The organism is Embleya sp. NPDC059213, from assembly GCF_042754445.1.
GTDB lineage: Bacteria > Actinomycetota > Actinomycetes > Streptomycetales > Streptomycetaceae > Embleya.
In genome coordinates this window covers 1-17,159 of the sequence record NZ_JBHZAV010000159.1, presented here as the reverse complement: position 1 = coordinate 17,159, position 17,159 = coordinate 1, and the positions used below count along the sequence as shown (strand labels likewise).

General features: G+C 72.5%; 12 protein-coding genes. 1 reads left to right on the top strand and 11 read right to left on the bottom strand.

What is annotated here, in order from left to right:
• Nucleotides 1-453: 453 nt before the first annotated feature.
• The 11 genes from ACFXMF_RS37130 to ACFXMF_RS37080 all read right to left on the bottom strand — a co-directional run bounded on the left by ACFXMF_RS37130 (nucleotide 454) and on the right by ACFXMF_RS37080 (nucleotide 16,235).
• Nucleotides 454-2,040, bottom strand: coding sequence for a succinic semialdehyde dehydrogenase (locus ACFXMF_RS37130; RefSeq protein ID WP_360323901.1), 1,587 nt, complete (start codon nucleotides 2,038-2,040; stop codon nucleotides 454-456).
• A gap of 141 nt (nucleotides 2,041-2,181) precedes the next feature.
• Nucleotides 2,182-3,567, bottom strand: a complete 1,386-nt coding sequence (locus ACFXMF_RS37125) for an NAD(P)/FAD-dependent oxidoreductase (protein WP_360323903.1) — start codon at nucleotides 3,565-3,567, stop codon at nucleotides 2,182-2,184.
• Nucleotides 3,568-3,648: 81 nt separating this feature from the next.
• Nucleotides 3,649-5,502 carry a protein kinase gene (locus ACFXMF_RS37120; RefSeq protein ID WP_360323905.1) on the bottom strand — a complete coding sequence of 618 codons (1,854 nt, stop codon included), beginning with the start codon at nucleotides 5,500-5,502 and terminating at the stop codon, nucleotides 3,649-3,651.
• A 210-nt stretch (nucleotides 5,503-5,712) separates the two neighbouring features.
• Nucleotides 5,713-7,356 carry a protein kinase gene (locus tag ACFXMF_RS37115; RefSeq protein ID WP_360323907.1) on the bottom strand — a complete coding sequence of 548 codons (1,644 nt, stop codon included), beginning with the start codon at nucleotides 7,354-7,356 and terminating at the stop codon, nucleotides 5,713-5,715.
• Between the two features lie 279 nt (nucleotides 7,357-7,635).
• Nucleotides 7,636-9,477: a serine/threonine-protein kinase gene (locus ACFXMF_RS37110; protein ID WP_360323909.1), complete on the bottom strand. Its 1,842-nt coding sequence runs from the start codon at nucleotides 9,475-9,477 to the stop codon at nucleotides 7,636-7,638.
• Nucleotides 9,478-9,710: 233 nt separating this feature from the next.
• Nucleotides 9,711-11,417: a glycerol-3-phosphate dehydrogenase/oxidase gene (locus ACFXMF_RS37105; RefSeq protein ID WP_360323911.1), complete on the bottom strand. Its 1,707-nt coding sequence runs from the start codon at nucleotides 11,415-11,417 to the stop codon at nucleotides 9,711-9,713.
• Between the two features lie 195 nt (nucleotides 11,418-11,612).
• Entirely contained in the window at nucleotides 11,613-12,728 is a 1,116-nt protein-coding gene (locus tag ACFXMF_RS37100) for a GuaB3 family IMP dehydrogenase-related protein (RefSeq protein WP_360323913.1), read from the bottom strand.
• 122 nt (nucleotides 12,729-12,850) lie between these two features.
• Nucleotides 12,851-14,353 (bottom strand): IMP dehydrogenase, encoded by a 1,503-nt coding sequence (gene guaB / locus ACFXMF_RS37095; RefSeq protein ID WP_360323915.1) that lies wholly within the window; start codon nucleotides 14,351-14,353, stop codon nucleotides 12,851-12,853.
• Nucleotides 14,354-14,593: 240 nt separating this feature from the next.
• Nucleotides 14,594-14,800, bottom strand: a complete 207-nt coding sequence (locus ACFXMF_RS37090) for a hypothetical protein (protein ID WP_360323917.1) — start codon at nucleotides 14,798-14,800, stop codon at nucleotides 14,594-14,596.
• On the bottom strand, nucleotides 14,797-15,390 hold the full coding sequence (shbA, locus tag ACFXMF_RS37085; protein ID WP_205354273.1) for an RNA polymerase sigma factor ShbA: 594 nt from the start codon (nucleotides 15,388-15,390) through the stop codon (nucleotides 14,797-14,799). The genes ACFXMF_RS37090 and shbA overlap by 4 nt, the downstream gene beginning before the upstream one ends.
• Nucleotides 15,391-15,623: 233 nt before the next feature.
• Entirely contained in the window at nucleotides 15,624-16,235 is a 612-nt protein-coding gene (locus ACFXMF_RS37080; protein ID WP_020549179.1) for a response regulator transcription factor, read from the bottom strand.
• A 502-nt stretch (nucleotides 16,236-16,737) separates the two neighbouring features.
• On the opposite strand from ACFXMF_RS37080, the gene ACFXMF_RS37075 reads away from it, so the two are divergent.
• Nucleotides 16,738-17,097: a WhiB family transcriptional regulator gene (locus ACFXMF_RS37075; protein WP_360323920.1), complete on the top strand. Its 360-nt coding sequence runs from the start codon at nucleotides 16,738-16,740 to the stop codon at nucleotides 17,095-17,097.
• Nucleotides 17,098-17,159 lie beyond the last annotated feature (62 nt).

The following is a 17,159-nucleotide window of genomic DNA, read 5'->3' as shown; positions in this document are numbered from 1 at the left end:
GGGGGGGGGGGGCCCGGGGGTTGGTTGGGGGGCGGGGGCCGGGGGCAACCCCACCGGCAACCCCCCCGGCGGGGGGGGGGGGGGGGCCCCCCCCCCCCCGCCCCGCCGCGCCTTGGGCCGATCCGTGGATCGCCCCCGAACGCACCGCACCTCGACGTGCCTCATTCACCGCCAAGCGGATCTTTCACGCCAAAGTCGCCGGCAGCGCCCACAGTAGCGGGATTCCCGCCCCACCCCGGTGGTCGCGCGGGACCGCACCCCGGGGTCGGAGACGTCCGGTTAGCCGCAAATGATGATCATTAACCGCTCGATAGATGTCATTTTGTCCCGACTTGGCGGCACCCGCTCCACACTCCCCCGTCGCCGGGAATTCACCCTTCCGTCCCCGCACGCCCCGCGAGCCGCACATCGCGCCTCCACGCCCGTGCGCCGCGGGGCGGGACGGGACGGGCGTCACCGCACGCGGAGTACCTTCATCACCCGCAGCGACAGGGTCAGCGAGCGGGCCCACTGTTCGTCGCTCATCCCGAACGGGGCCGCGATCGGCAACAGGCGCTGGGTCGCGACGGTCTGTGCCTCGGTGAACTTCATGATGCCCTCGGCGCCGTGCCGCCGACCGAGCCCGGAGTCGCCCATGCCACCCATCGGCGCACCCGCGCTGCCGTAGGCCGCCGCGTAGCCCTCGTTGACGTTCACCGTGCCCGCGCGCAGCCGTCGGGCGAGCGCGCCGCCGTGTCGGGTGTCGCGGGTCCACACGCTCGCGTTGAGGCCGTACGCCGTCTCGTTCGCGCGGGTGACGACCTCTTCTTCCTCGGTGAACCGGTACACCGACACCACCGGGCCGAACGTCTCCTCCGCGCACACCGCCATCTCGGGCGTGACGTCCGCGAGCACCGTGGGCTCGTAGAACAGCGGACCCAGGTCCGGCCGCGCGGTGCCGCCGATCAGCACCCGCGCGCCCGCCGCCCGCGCCTCGTCCACATGCCGGGTGACCGCGTGCAACTGGCGGCGCGAGACCAGCGAGCCCATGTCGGTGTCCCACGCGAAGCCGGCCGCGAGCTTCATGGTCTGGATCCGGGCCAGGAAGCGGTCCAGGAACGCGTCGTGGATGTCGGCGTGCACGTACATGCGCTCGATCGAGACGCACAGTTGACCGGCCGAGGAGAAGCACGCGCGCACCGCGCCCTCCGCGGCCCGATCCAGGTCCGCGTCCGCCAGCACGATCATCGCGTTCTTGCCGCCCAGCTCCAGCGACGCGCCGACCAGGCGCGCGGCGGCTTGCCGGGCCACCTCGCGGCCGGTGCGGGTGGAGCCGGTGAAGCCGACGTAGTCCGCGCCCTCGACCACGGCGGTGCCGACCACCGGGCCGTCGCCGAGCACGATCTGCCACAGGTCCTCGGGCAGGCCGCACTCGATCAGCACGTCCTGGGCCCACAGCGCGGTGAGCGCGGTCTGCGTGTCCGGCTTCATCACCACCGCGTTGCCCGCGATGAAGGCCGGGATCGCGTCGCCGATGGACAGCGCCAGCGGATAGTTCCACGGCGAGACCAGGCCGACCACGCCCTTGGGGTGGCGCACCTCGATCGCCTTCGTCAGCACCGGCAGCGCACCGGCCCGACGACGCTCGCGCAGGTAGCCCGCGGCCCGCCGGCCGTAGTGCCGCGAGCACAGCGCGACGTCCAGGACCTCCTCGAACGCGTGCTTGCGCGCCTTGCCGGTCTCGGTCTGGATGATGTCCAGGATCTCCGACTGACGCTCCAGGACCCGGTCGTGGAAACGCAGGAACACCGCCGTGCGCTCGCGCACCGAACGTTTGGCCCACGCGGTCTGCGCGAGCCGCGCGCGGGCGAACGCGGAGGTCACGTTCTCCGGCGTGGACTCGGGAAGCTCGGCGATCGGCGACCCGTCGAACGGACTCCGAGTGGTCACCATGGTCGGCACGGGGCCGGTCACCACGCGTCGGGCGAGCCGCTCCGCGGGCAGGCTCGGCAGGTCGATGGATGCGGCTGCTGCCGGCGCGGGCGCTGCGATGTCCGTCATGGCACCAGCGTAGACAGCACTACTTGTCGGTAACAAGGACTGCTCGCCACGAGAGCGGACGCAACGGACACAATCCACCCGCCCGCACCACCCGACGGCCGAAACCCGCAGCCCGCCGCGCCGCCCGCCGACCCGCCACGCTCAATCCGTGTCGAGGTCCGCCAACGCCGACTCGATCGTGCGGTGGTAGGTCGGATAGGCGTACATCATGTCCCGCAGGGTGGCCACCGGCACCGCCGCTCGCACGGCCACCACGAGCGCGCCCAGGATCTCGCCGCCGGCGGGTCCCGCGGCGGTCGCGCCGACGAGCACCCCCCGGTCGACGTCCTCGATCACCTTCACGAAGCCCCGCGCACCGGTGATGTGCCCGCGCGAGGAGGCGGCCAGATCGGCGATGCCGATCCGCACGTCGAGGCCGGCCGCCCGGGCCTGGTGCTCGGTCAGGCCCACCGCGCCGATCTCCGGGTCGATGAACGTCACCCGCGGCAGCGCGCTGTGGTCCGCGTCGGGGCCCGCCGGGCCGCGGCCCGTCGCGTGCAGGATCGCCTTGGTCACGATCGCCGACTGGTACATCGCCACATGCGTGAACGCGCCCTGTCCGGTGACGTCGCCGACCGCCCAGACCGCCGGCGGCTCGCCACCGGGCCGCACCCGCAACTGCCCGTCCACCGGCAGCGCGTGCGCGTGCGGGTCGACCCCGAGCGCATCGGCGCCCAGGGCGACCAGGTCCACCCGGCGGCCGGTGGCCACCAGCAGCTTCTCCGCCTCGATCGTCTGCCCGTCGGACAGCGACAGGGTGAAACTCTTGCCGTCGTGGGCGACCCGCTCGGCCCGCGTGTCCAGGTGGATCCGCACACCGTCCTCGGTCAGCGCCCACGCGGCCAGGTCGGAGGATTCGGGATCCTCGACGGCCAGCACCCGATCGCCGTTCTCCACGATCGTCACCTGCGTACCGAACCTGACGAACACCTGGGCCAGTTCCAGCCCGATCGCGCCGCCGCCGAGCACCGCGAGCGAGCGCGGTGCCGCGTCCGCCTCGATCGCCTCGCGGTTGGTCCACAGCGGAGTGCCGGCCAGGCCCTCGATCGGCGGGACGAACGCCTTCGTGCCGGTGCCGACCACGATCGCGTGCCGGGCCCGGTAGCGCCGCGCCACGCCGTCGGTGCCGGTCGCCTCGACCGTGTCCACGTCGGTGATCCGGCCGGCGCCGCGCACGAACGTCATGCCCTTGTCCACCAGCCGGTCCACCGCGGCCCGGTCGTTCCAGTCGGCGGTCAGCTCGCGCACCCGCGCGGCGACCTTCGACCAATCAGGGTGTGCCAGACCTTGGGCCTCGCCGGCCGCGTACACCATCGCCTTGGACGGGATGCAGCCCCAGTACGGACACTCGCCGCCGACCAGGCCGTCCTCGATGCCCACCACCTCCAGCCCGGCCGAGGCGAGATTGCCGGCGACGGCCTCACCGCCCACGCCGAGACCGAGGACGATCACGTCGACGTCGATGGGATCGGCGGCTTGCGGGCTCACGGGTACCTCCGAGTGGGTCGGGTGTTTCGCACCGTACCCCGCCGGGATGCGATGATTCGGCGCTCGGCTCCGCCGGCACGCTCAGTTCTGCTGGAAGTAGGCCGCGACGTTCTGGAACGCGTCGTGCGCCTTGGACCAATCGGCCTCGTACGACGCGACATAGATCGCGTAGTCGGTGTTCCGGTCGGTGACGATGCCCAGGTCCATGGCGTGCGCCGGCTTGGTGCTGCCGGTGGCCAGCGGGTCGCCGTTCCAGGTGAACTCCCAGACCGCCGCCTGCCAGCCCGGCCGGTATCCGGCGTAGTCCTTGAGCTGGACCTGACGGTAGCTCGACGCGTATCTGGACTTGAAGCCCGTCTCGTTGGCGCTGAAGTTGGCGAGCGGGTTGCCGCCGACCTTGGTCAGGCCGATCCGGATCAACACCTTGCCGTCGGCGGTGCGGTAGTCGACCTGGTCCTTCTGCGTCCCGGTCACCTCACGCCTGGCGCCGACCGGTACGAACAGGCTGAAGCCCGCCGCGTCCTTGGTCCACACGTAGCCCGGCAGCGCGGTCGGCCCGGTCGTGCCGCCGCCCTGGGTGCCCTGGGACGGCGGTTTGGCCGGCGGCACCACGGCCCCGCCGGCGGACGGCGTGCCGGCGGCCGGCGACTGGTTGTCCGGGATCTGCGGGGCCGTCCCCGCCCCGGACGACTTCGTGTTCGTGGCCGTCGTGTCGTCCTTGCCGTCGTCCCTGGTGACCAGGACCCCCACCACGACGCCGCCCACGATCAGCGCGACCACGAGCGCCACGACCGAGACGATCCGACCGGTGCCGCGGCGGCGCGGTTCGGGCATCGGGCGGTACGGCTGCGACGGTGTCTGTTGCGGCGGCCCGCCCGCAGGGGTGTCGCGGGTCGCCGACGTGCCCGCGTCGGCGGGCGAATACGCCGGCTGCGACCACGCACGGGGTGGCGTGTTGCCGCCGGGGTGCTGGGCCGCGTCGCCGTCGAAGCCCGGCTGCGCGTGCTGGTGCGGGTCGTACGCGCCGGCCGGCGTGGTCGGCTGCTCGGACGTCGCGGGCTGGTGCGTGGGCGGCGGCGGTACCGCGTCGAACTGCCGGGACGGCGTCGAATCGGCCACCTCGCGCAGGATCCGGGCCCCTTCCCGGGCGCCCATCCGCTGGTCCGGGTCCTTGACCAGCCAGCCGGCGATCACCGGTTCGAGCCCGCCCGCGTGCCGGGGCGGGTCGGCCTGATCGGTCAGGATCGCGTTCAGCGTGCTGATCATCGTGCCCCGGCGGAACGGATTGCGACCCTCCACCGCCATGTAGAGCACGACCGCCAGCGACCACAGGTCCGCGCCGAGCAGCGGACGTTTGCCCTCGGCACGCTCGGGCGCCAGGAAGTCCGGCGAGCCGACCAGCATGCCGGTCGTGGTGAGCGTGGCGGTGCCGGTCGCGGTGGCGATGCCGAAGTCGGTGAGCACCACCCGCCCGTGCGTGGTGACCAGGATGTTCGCGGGTTTGACGTCGCGGTGCACCACACCCTTGTCGTCGGCGGCGAGCAGCGCGTCGAGCACCTTGAGGCCGAGTTCGGCGGCGTCCGCCGGGGTCAGCGTGCCCTGGGTCTCCAGGATCTCGGCGAGCGACTGGGCCTCGACCAGCTCCATCACGATCCACGGGATGTCGCCCTCCTCGACCACGTCGTGGATGGTGACCACGTTGGGGTGACCGATCCGGGCGGCCGCGCGGGCCTCGCGCAGCGTGCGCTCGCGGGCGAGGTCCTTCTCCTCGTCGTCGAGATGGTCCGGCAGCCGCAACTCCTTGATCGCGACATCGCGATGCAGCATCTCGTCCACAGCACGCCATACCGTGCCCATGCCGCCTCGGCCGAGCATGGTGCCCAACCGGTAACGCCCGCCCACGATCCGGCCGCGCGTGCCCCCGGTCTGTGCCACTTGCCCTCCCCGCGTCAACCGACTGTCCCGCCGGCCAGCCACCAGACTAGAACTCGTCACATTGGATGCGACGGCCCGGTCCGGCGGGCGGATCGAAATCTGCGATGTGCCGCGATCACCCGCGCGGATCCGCGCCCGCCCGCACCGACGCTCCCGCAGACCCGCGGCACGGCGCCCGTCGGGGCGGTCCTGCCGGGGCCCGGGCCCGGGTCAGCTCGTCGTGCTCACGCCCCCCGAGTCCCCCGGCGAACCGCTCTGTCCACCGGCGCTGCCGCCCTTGGACGAGTCGATCGGCGGACGTGTGGTCGGCGGCGCCGAACTCGACGGCGGCCGACTGGACGGCGGCCGCGAGGTGCTCGGCGCCGTGGTCGAGGGGCGGGCCGTGCCCGGGTCGGTGCGAGTGGGCCGCGCGGTCCGGGTCGACCCACTGCCCTGGTTGCCGTTGCCGGGCGTACCGGTGTCGTCGTGCCCGGCACCGCCCGAGGATCCGGTGGGGCGCGTGGTGTCCCGACGGGTCTCGGTGCCCGGCGCGTTCGGGGCGATCGGACCGCCCTGCGACGCGCCGCCCGACCCCGGCGAATCCGAGCCGCCTCCGCCCTGCCCGCCCACGGCCGTCGGCACCCAGATCGCCAACGCGGTCACGGCGGCGGCGACCATGGTGCCCAGGACGACGGTCCGGCGCCGCTTCCCGGCCGCGGCGTTCGACGCCGACGGGCCGGTGGGCGCACCGATCAGCACCGGGTTGCGCCGGTCGTCGGCGGTGGCCGAGGCATGGAGCGCGTCGGCGGGCGAGTACGCGCGCTCCCCGGTCATCGGGTAGCCGCCGGTCGCACCGTCCGGGTCGGCCCGACTCACCGCGCCGAACGAGGGCGCCGGCGGCACCGGCGGTTCCTGGTGCCACAGCGGCGGCACCTGCGGAGTCGGCGCGGCCTGCCAGGACGAGTGGGTGACCCCCCGCACCCCGCCGGGGTCCTGCACCGTCGCGGTGCCCGGCGGGATGGGCAGCGGGCCCGCCTCCTCGGCGGGCACCTCGACCAGGGCGGCCATCAGCAGTCGCTCGGTCTCGTCCTCGTCGGCCCGCTCCAGCGGGTCCTTGCGCAGCAACGCCTCGATCGCCGGCCACAACGCCTGGGACCGGCGCGGCGGCGCGGGCTCGTCGGTGAGCACGGCGGTGAGCGTGTCCATGGCCCCGGTGCGCCGGAACGGCGAGAAACCCTCCACCGCCTGGTACAGGGTCACCCCGAGCGACCACAGGTCCGAGGCGGGGCCGGGCCGACGCCCGAGCACGCGCTCCGGCGCGAGGTATTCGGGCGAGCCGACCAGCATCCCGGTGGCGGTGAGCGTGACCGACCCGGCCACGGTGGCGATGCCGAAGTCGGTCAGCACGATCCGGCCACCGGGCACCATCAGGATGTTGCTGGGCTTCACGTCCCGGTGCAGCACGTCGGCGGCCCGCGCGGCGCGCAGTGCGGCAAGCACCGCCAGGCCGACCTCGGCCGCCTCGTGCGGGGCCAGCCGGCCCTCGTCCAGCACGTCGGTGAGCGAGGGGGCGCGGACCAGTTCCATCACGATCCACGGGCGCCCGTCGTCCTCGGCGACGTCGAAGATGGTGACCACGTTGGGGTGGGTGATCCGGGCCGCCGCGCGGGCCTCGCGCAGGGCACGTTCGCACCGCCCCTGGGTGTCCATCTCGTCGAGGTCGTCAGGTATCCGGACCTCCTTGACCGCGACGTCCCGGCGCAGCAGTTCGTCGAAGGCGAGCCAGACCGTGCCCATCCCGCCCCGACCGAGCGGCTCGGCCAACCGATAGCGCCCGTCCACCAGGCGGCCGTTCATACCGCTGTCGTGTGCCACGTGGTCCTCCCCAAGACCGTGGACATCTCCCGATCCGCCTTGTCGGCGCGTCATTGGCGTCACGTGTAGGACGTCCGAGGCGCTCCGAAGGTTCCGTCGCGGAAGGTACGTTCGGCCACCCGGCGCACGACGCTCCCGGGGGCGGAACGAGGCCGAACGCCCCGGCCGCGAACCGCGGTCCGGACCCGGGACCCGAAAGTCCCAGGTCCGGCCGGGCACACCCGCCCGTCCCGGCCCCTCGGCGCGATCGTGTCCGAGCGGAACCGGGTCGAACCGGGTTCAGCCCGCGATCGACAGGTGCCCGCGCGCGTGCTCGTAGTACGCGCCGGCGGTGCCCCACAGGTCGTCGCGCCCGCGCACGGTCAGCCAGTAGCGCACACCGGACGTGGTGCGCACCACCAGGTCCTTGCCGTGGTAGGTGGTCAGGTCCTGTCCGCGCCAGATGTACTCCCACTCGGCGGCCTCGTGCCCCCGGTAGTCGGTGACGCGCAGGAGCAGGCGTTCGTAGTCCTCGCCGTCCAGGCGTTCCCGGCCGCCGATGCTGCCGTGCTCACGGTGTGCGACCGACTCCTCGGGGGCCATCACGATGCCCCGGTCGACGGTGACGGTCACCGAGATCAGCCGGTCCGGATCGGTCACCGTCAGGCCGCTCGCGCTGTCCGTACAGGTCCAGCCCTCCGGGACGGGCAGCGCGAAGCCCAGATCGGTCCGCCGCCGACGCCGCAGTCGCGGTATCACCTTGTTGTCCACGAGCGGGCCGACCACCAGGCAGCCGCCGATCAGGGCGCCCACCACGATCGGATTCGGATTGATCTTCGCGGCCTCCAGGGCGCCGCCGGCGATCACCCCGAGCAACATCGCCACCGGCACCGACCGGGAGATCCGCCGGTGCGGCAACACCAGCCACACGCTCAACGCGAGCGCCAGCAGCACGATCGTGTACATCCCGGTCCAGCTCCCGAACGCGGCCAACCAGCGCGCGCCGGCGGCGGTGGCGATGCCGACCGAGGTCAGGATGGTCGTCCAGTGCCGGAACCACCAGCGCGGCCAGCGCCGGTAGCGGGCCCGGAAGGCGCCGCCCTCGCGGGGCAGCCGCACGTTCGGCGAGGTCTCGTGCAGGCTCCCCCGGGGCGGCCGGTCGGCGCCGGCGCCGAGCTTGCCCGTCGGCCGGGGGGTCTGCGACCGGTCCGCCGGTTGGGGCCGGCCGGACACGCGCACCCCGTGCCGGCGGACCGGGCCGCGCTGGGTCCGGTCCGGCACGAAGCGCTCGGCGATCAGCCCGGCCGGCGCGGGTGCCCCCTCGGCGACCTCCACGAGCAGGTCGCGCACCTCCTCCGGGGAGCCGCGCCGCGCGGGGTCCTTGACCATCAGCGCCTTGAGCACCGGGGTCAGCGGGCCGGCCAGGAAGATCTCCGGAAAGCGGCCCGCGGCGACCGCGCCGAGCGTCGCCGCGTGCGTGTTGCGGCGAAAGGCCGGGCGGCCCTCGACCGCCTCGAACAAGGTCGCGCCCAGCGACCACAGGTCGGCCTGCGGCCCGGGCTGCTCGCCCGCGATCTGCTCGGGTGCCAGGTATTCGGGCGAGCCCACCATCGCGCCGGCCTGGGTGAGGGTCGCGCTGTCCTCGACCGAGGCGACCCCGAAGTCGGTGAGCACGACCCGGCCGTTGCGGGCGAGCAGCACGTTGGCGGGCTTGACGTCGCGGTGCAGCACGCCGGCCTCGTGCGCGGCCTCCAGGGCGGCGAGCAGTCGCAGGCCCAACTCGGCGACCTGCTCGGGCGGGATCGGGCCCTCCTTGTCCAACTCCTGGGCCAGCGAGAGACCGCGGACCAACTCCATCACGATCCACGGCCGCCCGTCCTCCTCGGCCACGTCGAAGATGGTCACCACGTTGGGGTGATCGATCCGGGCCGCCGCCCGGGCCTCGCGCATCATCCGCGCACTCAGCGTGCCGCGATCGTCTTCGTCCACGAAGCGGGGCAGCCGCATCTCCTTGACCGCCACATCACGGTCGAGCATGGTGTCCACGGCCCGCCACACGGTGCCCATCCCGCCCCGGCCCAGTTGATCACCCAGGCGGTATCGCCCCGCGACCAAACGCTCGGGTGCTTCCGGGTCGGTCAAGTCTCTCGCTCCCCATGCAGCCGCGGCCCCGCCGCGCGATCGGGTGGTTGCCTTTTCCATACTCCGGTCCGGGGTCCGGCGAGGTCCACCGGTTCGGGGACGAACATCGCGGAAAGACACCTGCCCGGCGTATCGGTGGAACGTGGCAACGCCCGGGAAGGTGCCCACGGCGCCGGCCGATCAACCGTTGCGTGCCCGACGGTTCCTTCCGCGGCGGCGCCGGCCCCGTGCCCTCACCCGGGCACGATGTCCTGCGCGCCCAGGCGCACCGCGTCCGCCGTGTGGTCGTCCATCTGTTCCTGGGACGAGCGCTCCGCCTCGATGCGCTTGACGTAGTAGTCCACCTCCCGCCGTTGCTGCTCCTCCTCCCAGCCGAGCACCCGGGCCATCAGCGCGGCACACGCGCGGGCGGCCCGGGCGCCCCGGTCGAACATCTCGATCGACACCCGGGTGCGCCGATCCAGTACGTCGTCCAGGTGCAGCGCACCCTCGTGGGTGCACGCGTAGACCACCTCGGCGGCCAGATAGTCGTCCGCGCCGTCCAGCGGATAGGCCAACTCCGGTTCGTCCGCGATCAGCGCGAGCAGTTCCTCGATCATCGACCCGTACCGGTTCAGCAGGTGCTCCACCCGGGCCACGTGCAACCCGGCGCGGGCCGCGATCGAGGCCCGCGCGTTCCACAACGCCGGATAACCCTCCGCGCCCGCGAGCGGCACCGTCTCGGTGCAGCTCGGCGGGACCTTGCGATCCAGCCCGTGTACGGCCGCGTCCACCGCGTCCGAGGCCATCACCCGATACGTCGTGTACTTGCCGCCCGCGACCACCACCAGGCCGGGCACCGGGTGCGCGACGGTGTGCTCGCGCGAGAGTTGCGACGTGGCGTCCGACTCGCCCGCCAGCAGCGGTCGCAGGCCCGCGTACACACCTTCCACGTCCTCGCGGGTGAGCGGCACCGCCAGCACCCGGTTGACGTGCTCCAACAGGTACTCGATGTCCGCCCGGCTCGCCGCAGGATGCTCCTTGTCCAGTTCCCAGCGGGTGTCCGTGGTGCCCACGATCCAGTGCCGGCCCCACGGGATCACGAACAACACGCTCTTCTCGGTGCGCAGGATCAGGCCGGTCGAGGAGTGGATCCGGTCCCTGGGCACCACCAGGTGGATGCCCTTGGAGGCGCGGACGTGGAACTGCCCGCGCTCGCCGACCATGGCCTGCGTCTCGTCCGTCCACACCCCGGTCGCGTTGACCACCTGCCCGGCCCGGATGTCGTAGGTCCCGCCGGTCTCCATGTCGCGCACGTGCACGCCCACCACCCGCTCGCCCTCGCGCAGGAAGCCGGTCACCGCCGCCCGCGAGGCCACTTGGGCGCCGTAGCCGGCGGCGGTGCGCACGAGCGTCATCGTGTAGCGCGCGTCGTCCATCTGCGCGTCGTGGTACTGCACCGCGCCCACCAGCGAGTCCTTGCGCAACGCCGGTGCCAGACGCAGTGCCTGACGTCGAGTCAGTTGCCGGTGTCGGGGCAGTCCGCGGCTGCGCCCGGCGGAGGCCGCCATCGTGTCGTAGAGCGTCACCCCGGCGGTAACGTACGGCCGTTCCCAGCCGCGCCGGCGCAGCGGGTACAGGAACGACACCGGCTTGACCAGGTGCGGCGCGAGCGTCTGCAACAGCAGCCCGCGCTCGCGCAACGCCTCGCGCACCAACGCGAAATCGAGCATCTCCAGGTAGCGCAGGCCGCCGTGGATCAACTTGCTGGACCGGCTGGAGGTACCGGACGCCCAGTCCCGCGCCTCCAGGAGACCCACCGAGAGGCCACGTGTGGCCGCGTCGAGGGCGGTGCCGGCGCCGACCACACCCCCGCCCACCACGATCACGTCCGACTCGTGTTCGGCCATCCGCCGCAGCGCCAGCGCGCGCGCCGCGGGCCCCATCGCCGTGGTCCGCATCAGCCACCTCCGAAACCGATCCACACCTGCCGGACCACACCCATCGGGCGACTCGCCCCTCCCCCGCCTACCCAATGCCCGTCGGACCGACCACGCGTTCGGCCGTTCCGGGTCGGTCCGACCGTCGGTGCCGCGCCCGGGGGAACGCGAACGGCCCCGAACACCAAGGGTGTTCGGGGCCGCTCGGGGAACGGGTCAGTGTGCGGGCGAGACCGTGACCTCGACCTGCTGGAACTTCTTCAGCTCCGAGTAGCCGGTGGTGGCCATCGCCCGGCGCAGCGCGCCGAACAGGTTCATCGAACCGTCGGACACGTGCGAGGGGCCGAGCAGGATCTCCTCCAGCGTGCCCACCGCGCCCAGGTTCATCCGCCGACCGCGCGGCAGCTCGGGGTGGTGCGCCTCCGAGCCCCAGTGCTGACCGGCGCCGGGGGCGTCGCTCGCCCGGGCCAGCGCCGAGCCGATCATCACCGCGTCCGCGCCGCACGCGACGGCCTTGGCGATGTCGCCGCTGCGGCCCACGCTGCCGTCGGCGACCACGTGCACGTACCGGCCGCCCGACTCGTCGAGGTAGTCGCGGCGCGCCTCGGCCACGTCCGCCACGGCGGTGGCCATCGGCACCGCCACGCCGAGCACGCTGCGGGTGGTGTGCGCCGCGCCGCCGCCGAAGCCGACCAGGACACCGGCCGCGCCGGCCCGCATCAGGTGCAGCGCACCCTGGTAGGTCGCGCAACCGCCGACGATCACCGGCACGTCGAGGTCGTAGATGAACTGCTTGAGGTTCAGCGGTTCGGCCCGCCCGGACACGTGCTCGGCGGAGACCGTGGTGCCGCGGATCACGAACACGTCCACGCCCGCGTCGATCACGGCCTTGTGGTACTGCGCGGTGCGCTGCGGCGACAGCGCGGCGGCGGTGACCACGCCCGAGTCGCGGATCTGCTTGATCCGCGCGCCGATCAGCTCCTCCTTGATCGGCTCGGCGTAGATCTCCTGCATCCGCCGGGTGGCCGCGTCCTCGTCCAGCGCGCCGATCTCCTCGATCAGCGGTGTCGGGTCCTCGTAGCGCGTCCACAGCCCTTCGAGGTTGAGCACACCCAGGCCGCCCATGCGACCGACCTCGATCGCGGTCTGCGGCGACACGACGCTGTCCATCGGCGCCGTCAGGAACGGCAACTCGAACCGGTACGCGTCGATCTGCCACGCGATCGAGACCTCTTCGGGGTCCCGGGTCCGCCGGCTGGGGACGATGGCGACGTCGTCGAAGTGATAGGCACGCCGGCCACGCTTGCCCCGGCCGATTTCGACCTCAGTCACGTTGCGCCTCTCCTGCTGGAATCGGTGGATGGGAAAATCCCCGTATCCCAGGGTACGGGGCGGGCAAACCGGCAAGAGGCCCCGCCCGCGGTACGGACGAGGCCCCTGGGAGGTGCCGTGGATCAGCGCGAGTGGTAGTTCGGCGCTTCCTGCGTCATGTGGATGTCGTGCGGGTGCGACTCCTTGAGCCCCGCCGAGGTGATCCGCACGAAGCGGCCCTTGTCCTGGAGCTCGGTGACGGTCGCCGCGCCGGCGTAGCCCATCGACGCGCGCAGGCCGCCGATCAACTGGTGCGCGACGGCGGAGAGCGGGCCCCGGTAGGGGACCTGGCCCTCGATGCCCTCGGGGACCAGCTTGTCCTCGGAGAGCACGTCGTCCTGGAAGTAGCGGTCCTTGGAGAAGGACTTGGCCTGGCCGCGCGACTGCATCGCGCCGAGCGAGCCCATGCCCCGGTAGGACTTGAACTGCTTGCCGTTGATGAAGATCAGGTCGCCGGGGCTCTCCTCGCAACCCGCGAGCAGGCTGCCCAGCATCACCGTGTCGGCGCCGGCCGCGATCGCCTTGGCGATGTCGCCGGAGTACTGCAGGCCGCCGTCGCCGATCACCGGCACGCCCGCCGCGCGGGCCGCCTGGGCCGCCTCGTAGATCGCGGTGACCTGCGGCGCGCCCACACCCGCGATCACCCGGGTGGTGCAGATCGAGCCGGGGCCGACGCCGACCTTGACGCCGTCCACGCCGGCGTCGATCAGCGCCTGCGCCCCGTCGCGGGTGGCGATGTTGCCGCCGATCACCTCGACCTTGGTGTTCGCCTTGACCTTGGCGATCATCTCCAGGACGTTGCGCGAGTGGCCGTGCGCGCTGTCCACCACGATGAAGTCGACGCCGGCCTCGACCAGTGCCTGGGCGCGCCGGTAGCTGTCGTCGCCGGTGCCGATCGCGGCGCCGACCACGAGCCGGCCGTCCGCGTCCTTGGTCGCGTGCGGGTACTGCTCGCTCTTGACGAAGTCCTTGACCGTGATCAGCCCGCGCAGCTTGCCCGCGTCGTCGATCAGCGGCAGCTTCTCCACCTTGTGCCGGCGCAGCAGTTCCATCGCCTGGTCGCCGGTGGTGCCGACCTTGCCGGTGACCAGCGGCATCGGGGTCATGATGTCGCGCACCCGGCGCGAGTGGTCCACCTCGAAGCGCAGGTCGCGGTTGGTCACGATGCCCAGCAGCCGACCGTTGTCGTCGGTGACCGGGACGCCGCTGATCCGGAACCGCGCGCACAGCGCGTCGACTTCCTGGAGCGTGGCGTCCGCACCGATGGTGATCGGGTCCAGCACCATGCCGGCCTCGGAGCGCTTGACCGTGTCCGCCTGCGCGGCCTGGTCCTCGACCGAGAGGTTGCGGTGCAGCACGCCGACGCCGCCCTGCCGGGCCATGGCGATCGCCATCCGGGCCTCGGTCACGGTGTCCATCGCGGAGGACAGCAGCGGGATCCGGACGCGGATGTTGCGGGTGACCCGGGCGGAGGTGTCCACCTCGCTCGGCACGACGTCGGACGCGCCCGGCAGCAGCAGGACATCGTCGTACGTCAGCCCGAGCATCGCGAACTTCTCGGGTACGCCGTCGGCCGTGAGACTCATGACACCTTCCGAAGGTATTCCGATGGACCGCTCCGCCGGCCCGCTCCCCGTCGACCTGCTCCTCGAAGCCGGCCTGCTCCTCGAAAAAGCAGGACCGGTTCCCGGGTACGGGGGAACGCGCTCTCGGCAAGCGGATGGGTGGATTGAGGGTTCATGCTACTGGCCCCACGCGATGCTTCGAGCCCGGTTGCCGATGGTGAGCACAACCGCGCACCGGGGCCGCACCATTCCCGGGCCGGGTCAACAGCGGTCGGGCACCACCCGGCGACGGTTCGCCGCGGTGCCGTCGACCTCGGCGAGCAGCGCGCCGAACAGCCGGGCGACCCGGTCCTGGGCGGGGGTCGGACGGCGCCGCCGCAACTGCTCGACGAGTTCGTCGTCCTGCCGCAGCAGGCCCAGGTCGGCGGTGCCGGATCGGCCGCCGAGCCGCACACCGCCGCCGTTCACGCGGTCTTCTCCTCGCCCGCCAACGCCCTCAGGCGAGTCAGCGCACGATGCTGCGCGACCCGCACCGCGCCGGGCGACATGCCCATCGCCCGCCCGGTCTCCTCGGCGGAGAGGCCGACGGCGACCCGCAACACGAGCAGCTCGCGCAGGTTGTCGGGCAGCCGGCCGAGCAACGCCCGGGCGTGCGCGGCATCGCTGCGCCGCACCACCTGATCCTCGGGCCCCGGATGGTCGTCCACCGCCTCGGGCAGATCACACGTGGGCACCGCACCGCGCATCGCGGCGCGCTGCACGTCGACCACCTTGTGCGCCGCGATGCCGAACACGAACGCCTCGAACGGACGGCCCTCGTCGCGATATCGCGGCAGCGCCGACAACACCGCGAGGCAGACCTCCTGCGCCGCGTCGTCCGCCGCGTGCTCGGCGCCGGAGACCCGGCCCAACCGGGCCCGGCAGTAGCGCAACACCAGTGGTCGGACGTACGCGAGCAGTTCGTCGGTCGCCTGCACGTCCCCTTGGACCGCACGAACCACGACGGCACGCATGCCGTCGTCGGCCTGCGCGTGTGCTTCGTACGGCTCGTCCGGCATTCGCTCGGGGGTCCCACCCATGCCATTCAGTATGCAGGGATCGGCGACCGAATCGCGGCCATGCCGACCCGGGGGACTCATCCGGCCCCCCGGGCAACGGCAATCACCGCACGGACCCTCGCCCGTCGGGGGCCGCCGACACACGCGTCATCGCACAAGTCCCCACCGACCGTGCCCACCCGGGGAGTGATCCCCCGGGCCCTCACGGCCGGGGGAGCGCTCGCCTGCGTGCGTCATCGCACGAGTCCCCACCGGAATCCGAGCGCGACCGCGTGGGCCCGGTCGGATGCGCCCAGCTTCTTGAAAAGCCGGCGCGCGTGGGTCTTGACGGTGTCCTCGGACAGGAACAGCTCACGCCCGATCTCGGCGTTGCTGCGTCCGTGACTCATGCCTTCGAGCACCTGGATCTCGCGTGCCGTCAGGGTCGGCGCCACGCCCATGTCGGGCGAGCGCAACCGCCGGGGCGCGAGCCGCCAGGTCGGGTCGGCAAGCGCCTGGGAGACGGTCGCGCGCAGTTCCGCGCGCGAGGCGTCCTTGTGCAGATATCCCCGAGCCCCGGCGGCGACCGCGAGGGCCACGCCGTCCAGGTCCTCGGCCATCGTCAGCATGATCACCCGTGCGCCGGGGTCGCCGGCCAGGAGGCGGCGCACCGCCTCGACGCCGCCGAGCCCGGGCATCCGCACGTCCATGAGGACGAGGTCGGACCGCTCCGCGCCCCAGCGCCGCAGTACCTCCTCGCCGCTCGTGGCCGTCGTCACCCTCTCGACGCCGGGGACCGTGGCCACCGCCCGCCGCAGGGTCTCCCGGACCAGCGGGGAATCGTCGCAGACCAGGACGGTCGTCATCGCCGGCCTCCGCAGTGGATCCGCGTCACGTTGAGCCTCCACGCCTGTACGTACCGTTTCCTTTGCGGCGGTCCCGAAGGGCGGTGGTCGGGGTCCGACCCCGACCGCCTTCGTCGCCAACCGCTTCACCCACCCCAACGAGCATCACTCGAAAGGGTTACGGGGGGAGTTCCGCTCCGCCGTTACGACAACGAGGCGACCAAGCCCGAGGACACGCAAGGGTGATCGCGCGCGTACACCCCGCCACCTTCCACGCGTCTCCCCCTCGATTCCCGCCCGGGCGGACCCGCCCCGAGCCGTCGGACGACCTCATCGGCCACCAGGGTGAGTAATTTTTTCTGGTTTCGGTGCATAAGTGGGAATTAGGATTGGAACTGATCATTTCGTGACACAGTCGCACCTACTTCTGATCGCTTGATCACGACTGTTCTGCACGGTCTGCACCAGAGGTGGCAACCCTGCTCACCGACAACTCGTACGCGATAAGCAAGAGGGACGAGTCATGGCTGATTTCTCGCGACTCCCCGGCCCCAACGCCGATCTGTGGGACTGGCAGCTCTCGGCAGCCTGTCGCGGAGTCGACAGCGCACTGTTCTTCCATCCCGAAGGCGAGCGAGGCGCCGCCAGGGTCGCCCGGGAGGCTTCGGCCAAGGAAGTCTGCATGCGGTGCCCGGTCCGTCGCCAGTGCGCCACGCACGCCCTCAAGGTGCGCGAGCCGTATGGCGTATGGGGCGGCCTCACCGAGGACGAACGGGTCGAACTCGACAGCGACCGCCGGCACGGGGTCGCCGCGGAACGAGCGGCGGCGGCCGCGGGCAGCGGGTCCGGGGCGCACCACGGCACCGAGGCACTGAGGCACTGAGGCACCGAGACATCCAAGACCGCAACCGAAGAAGGCTCGGCGGCCCGTCCCCGGATCCGGGG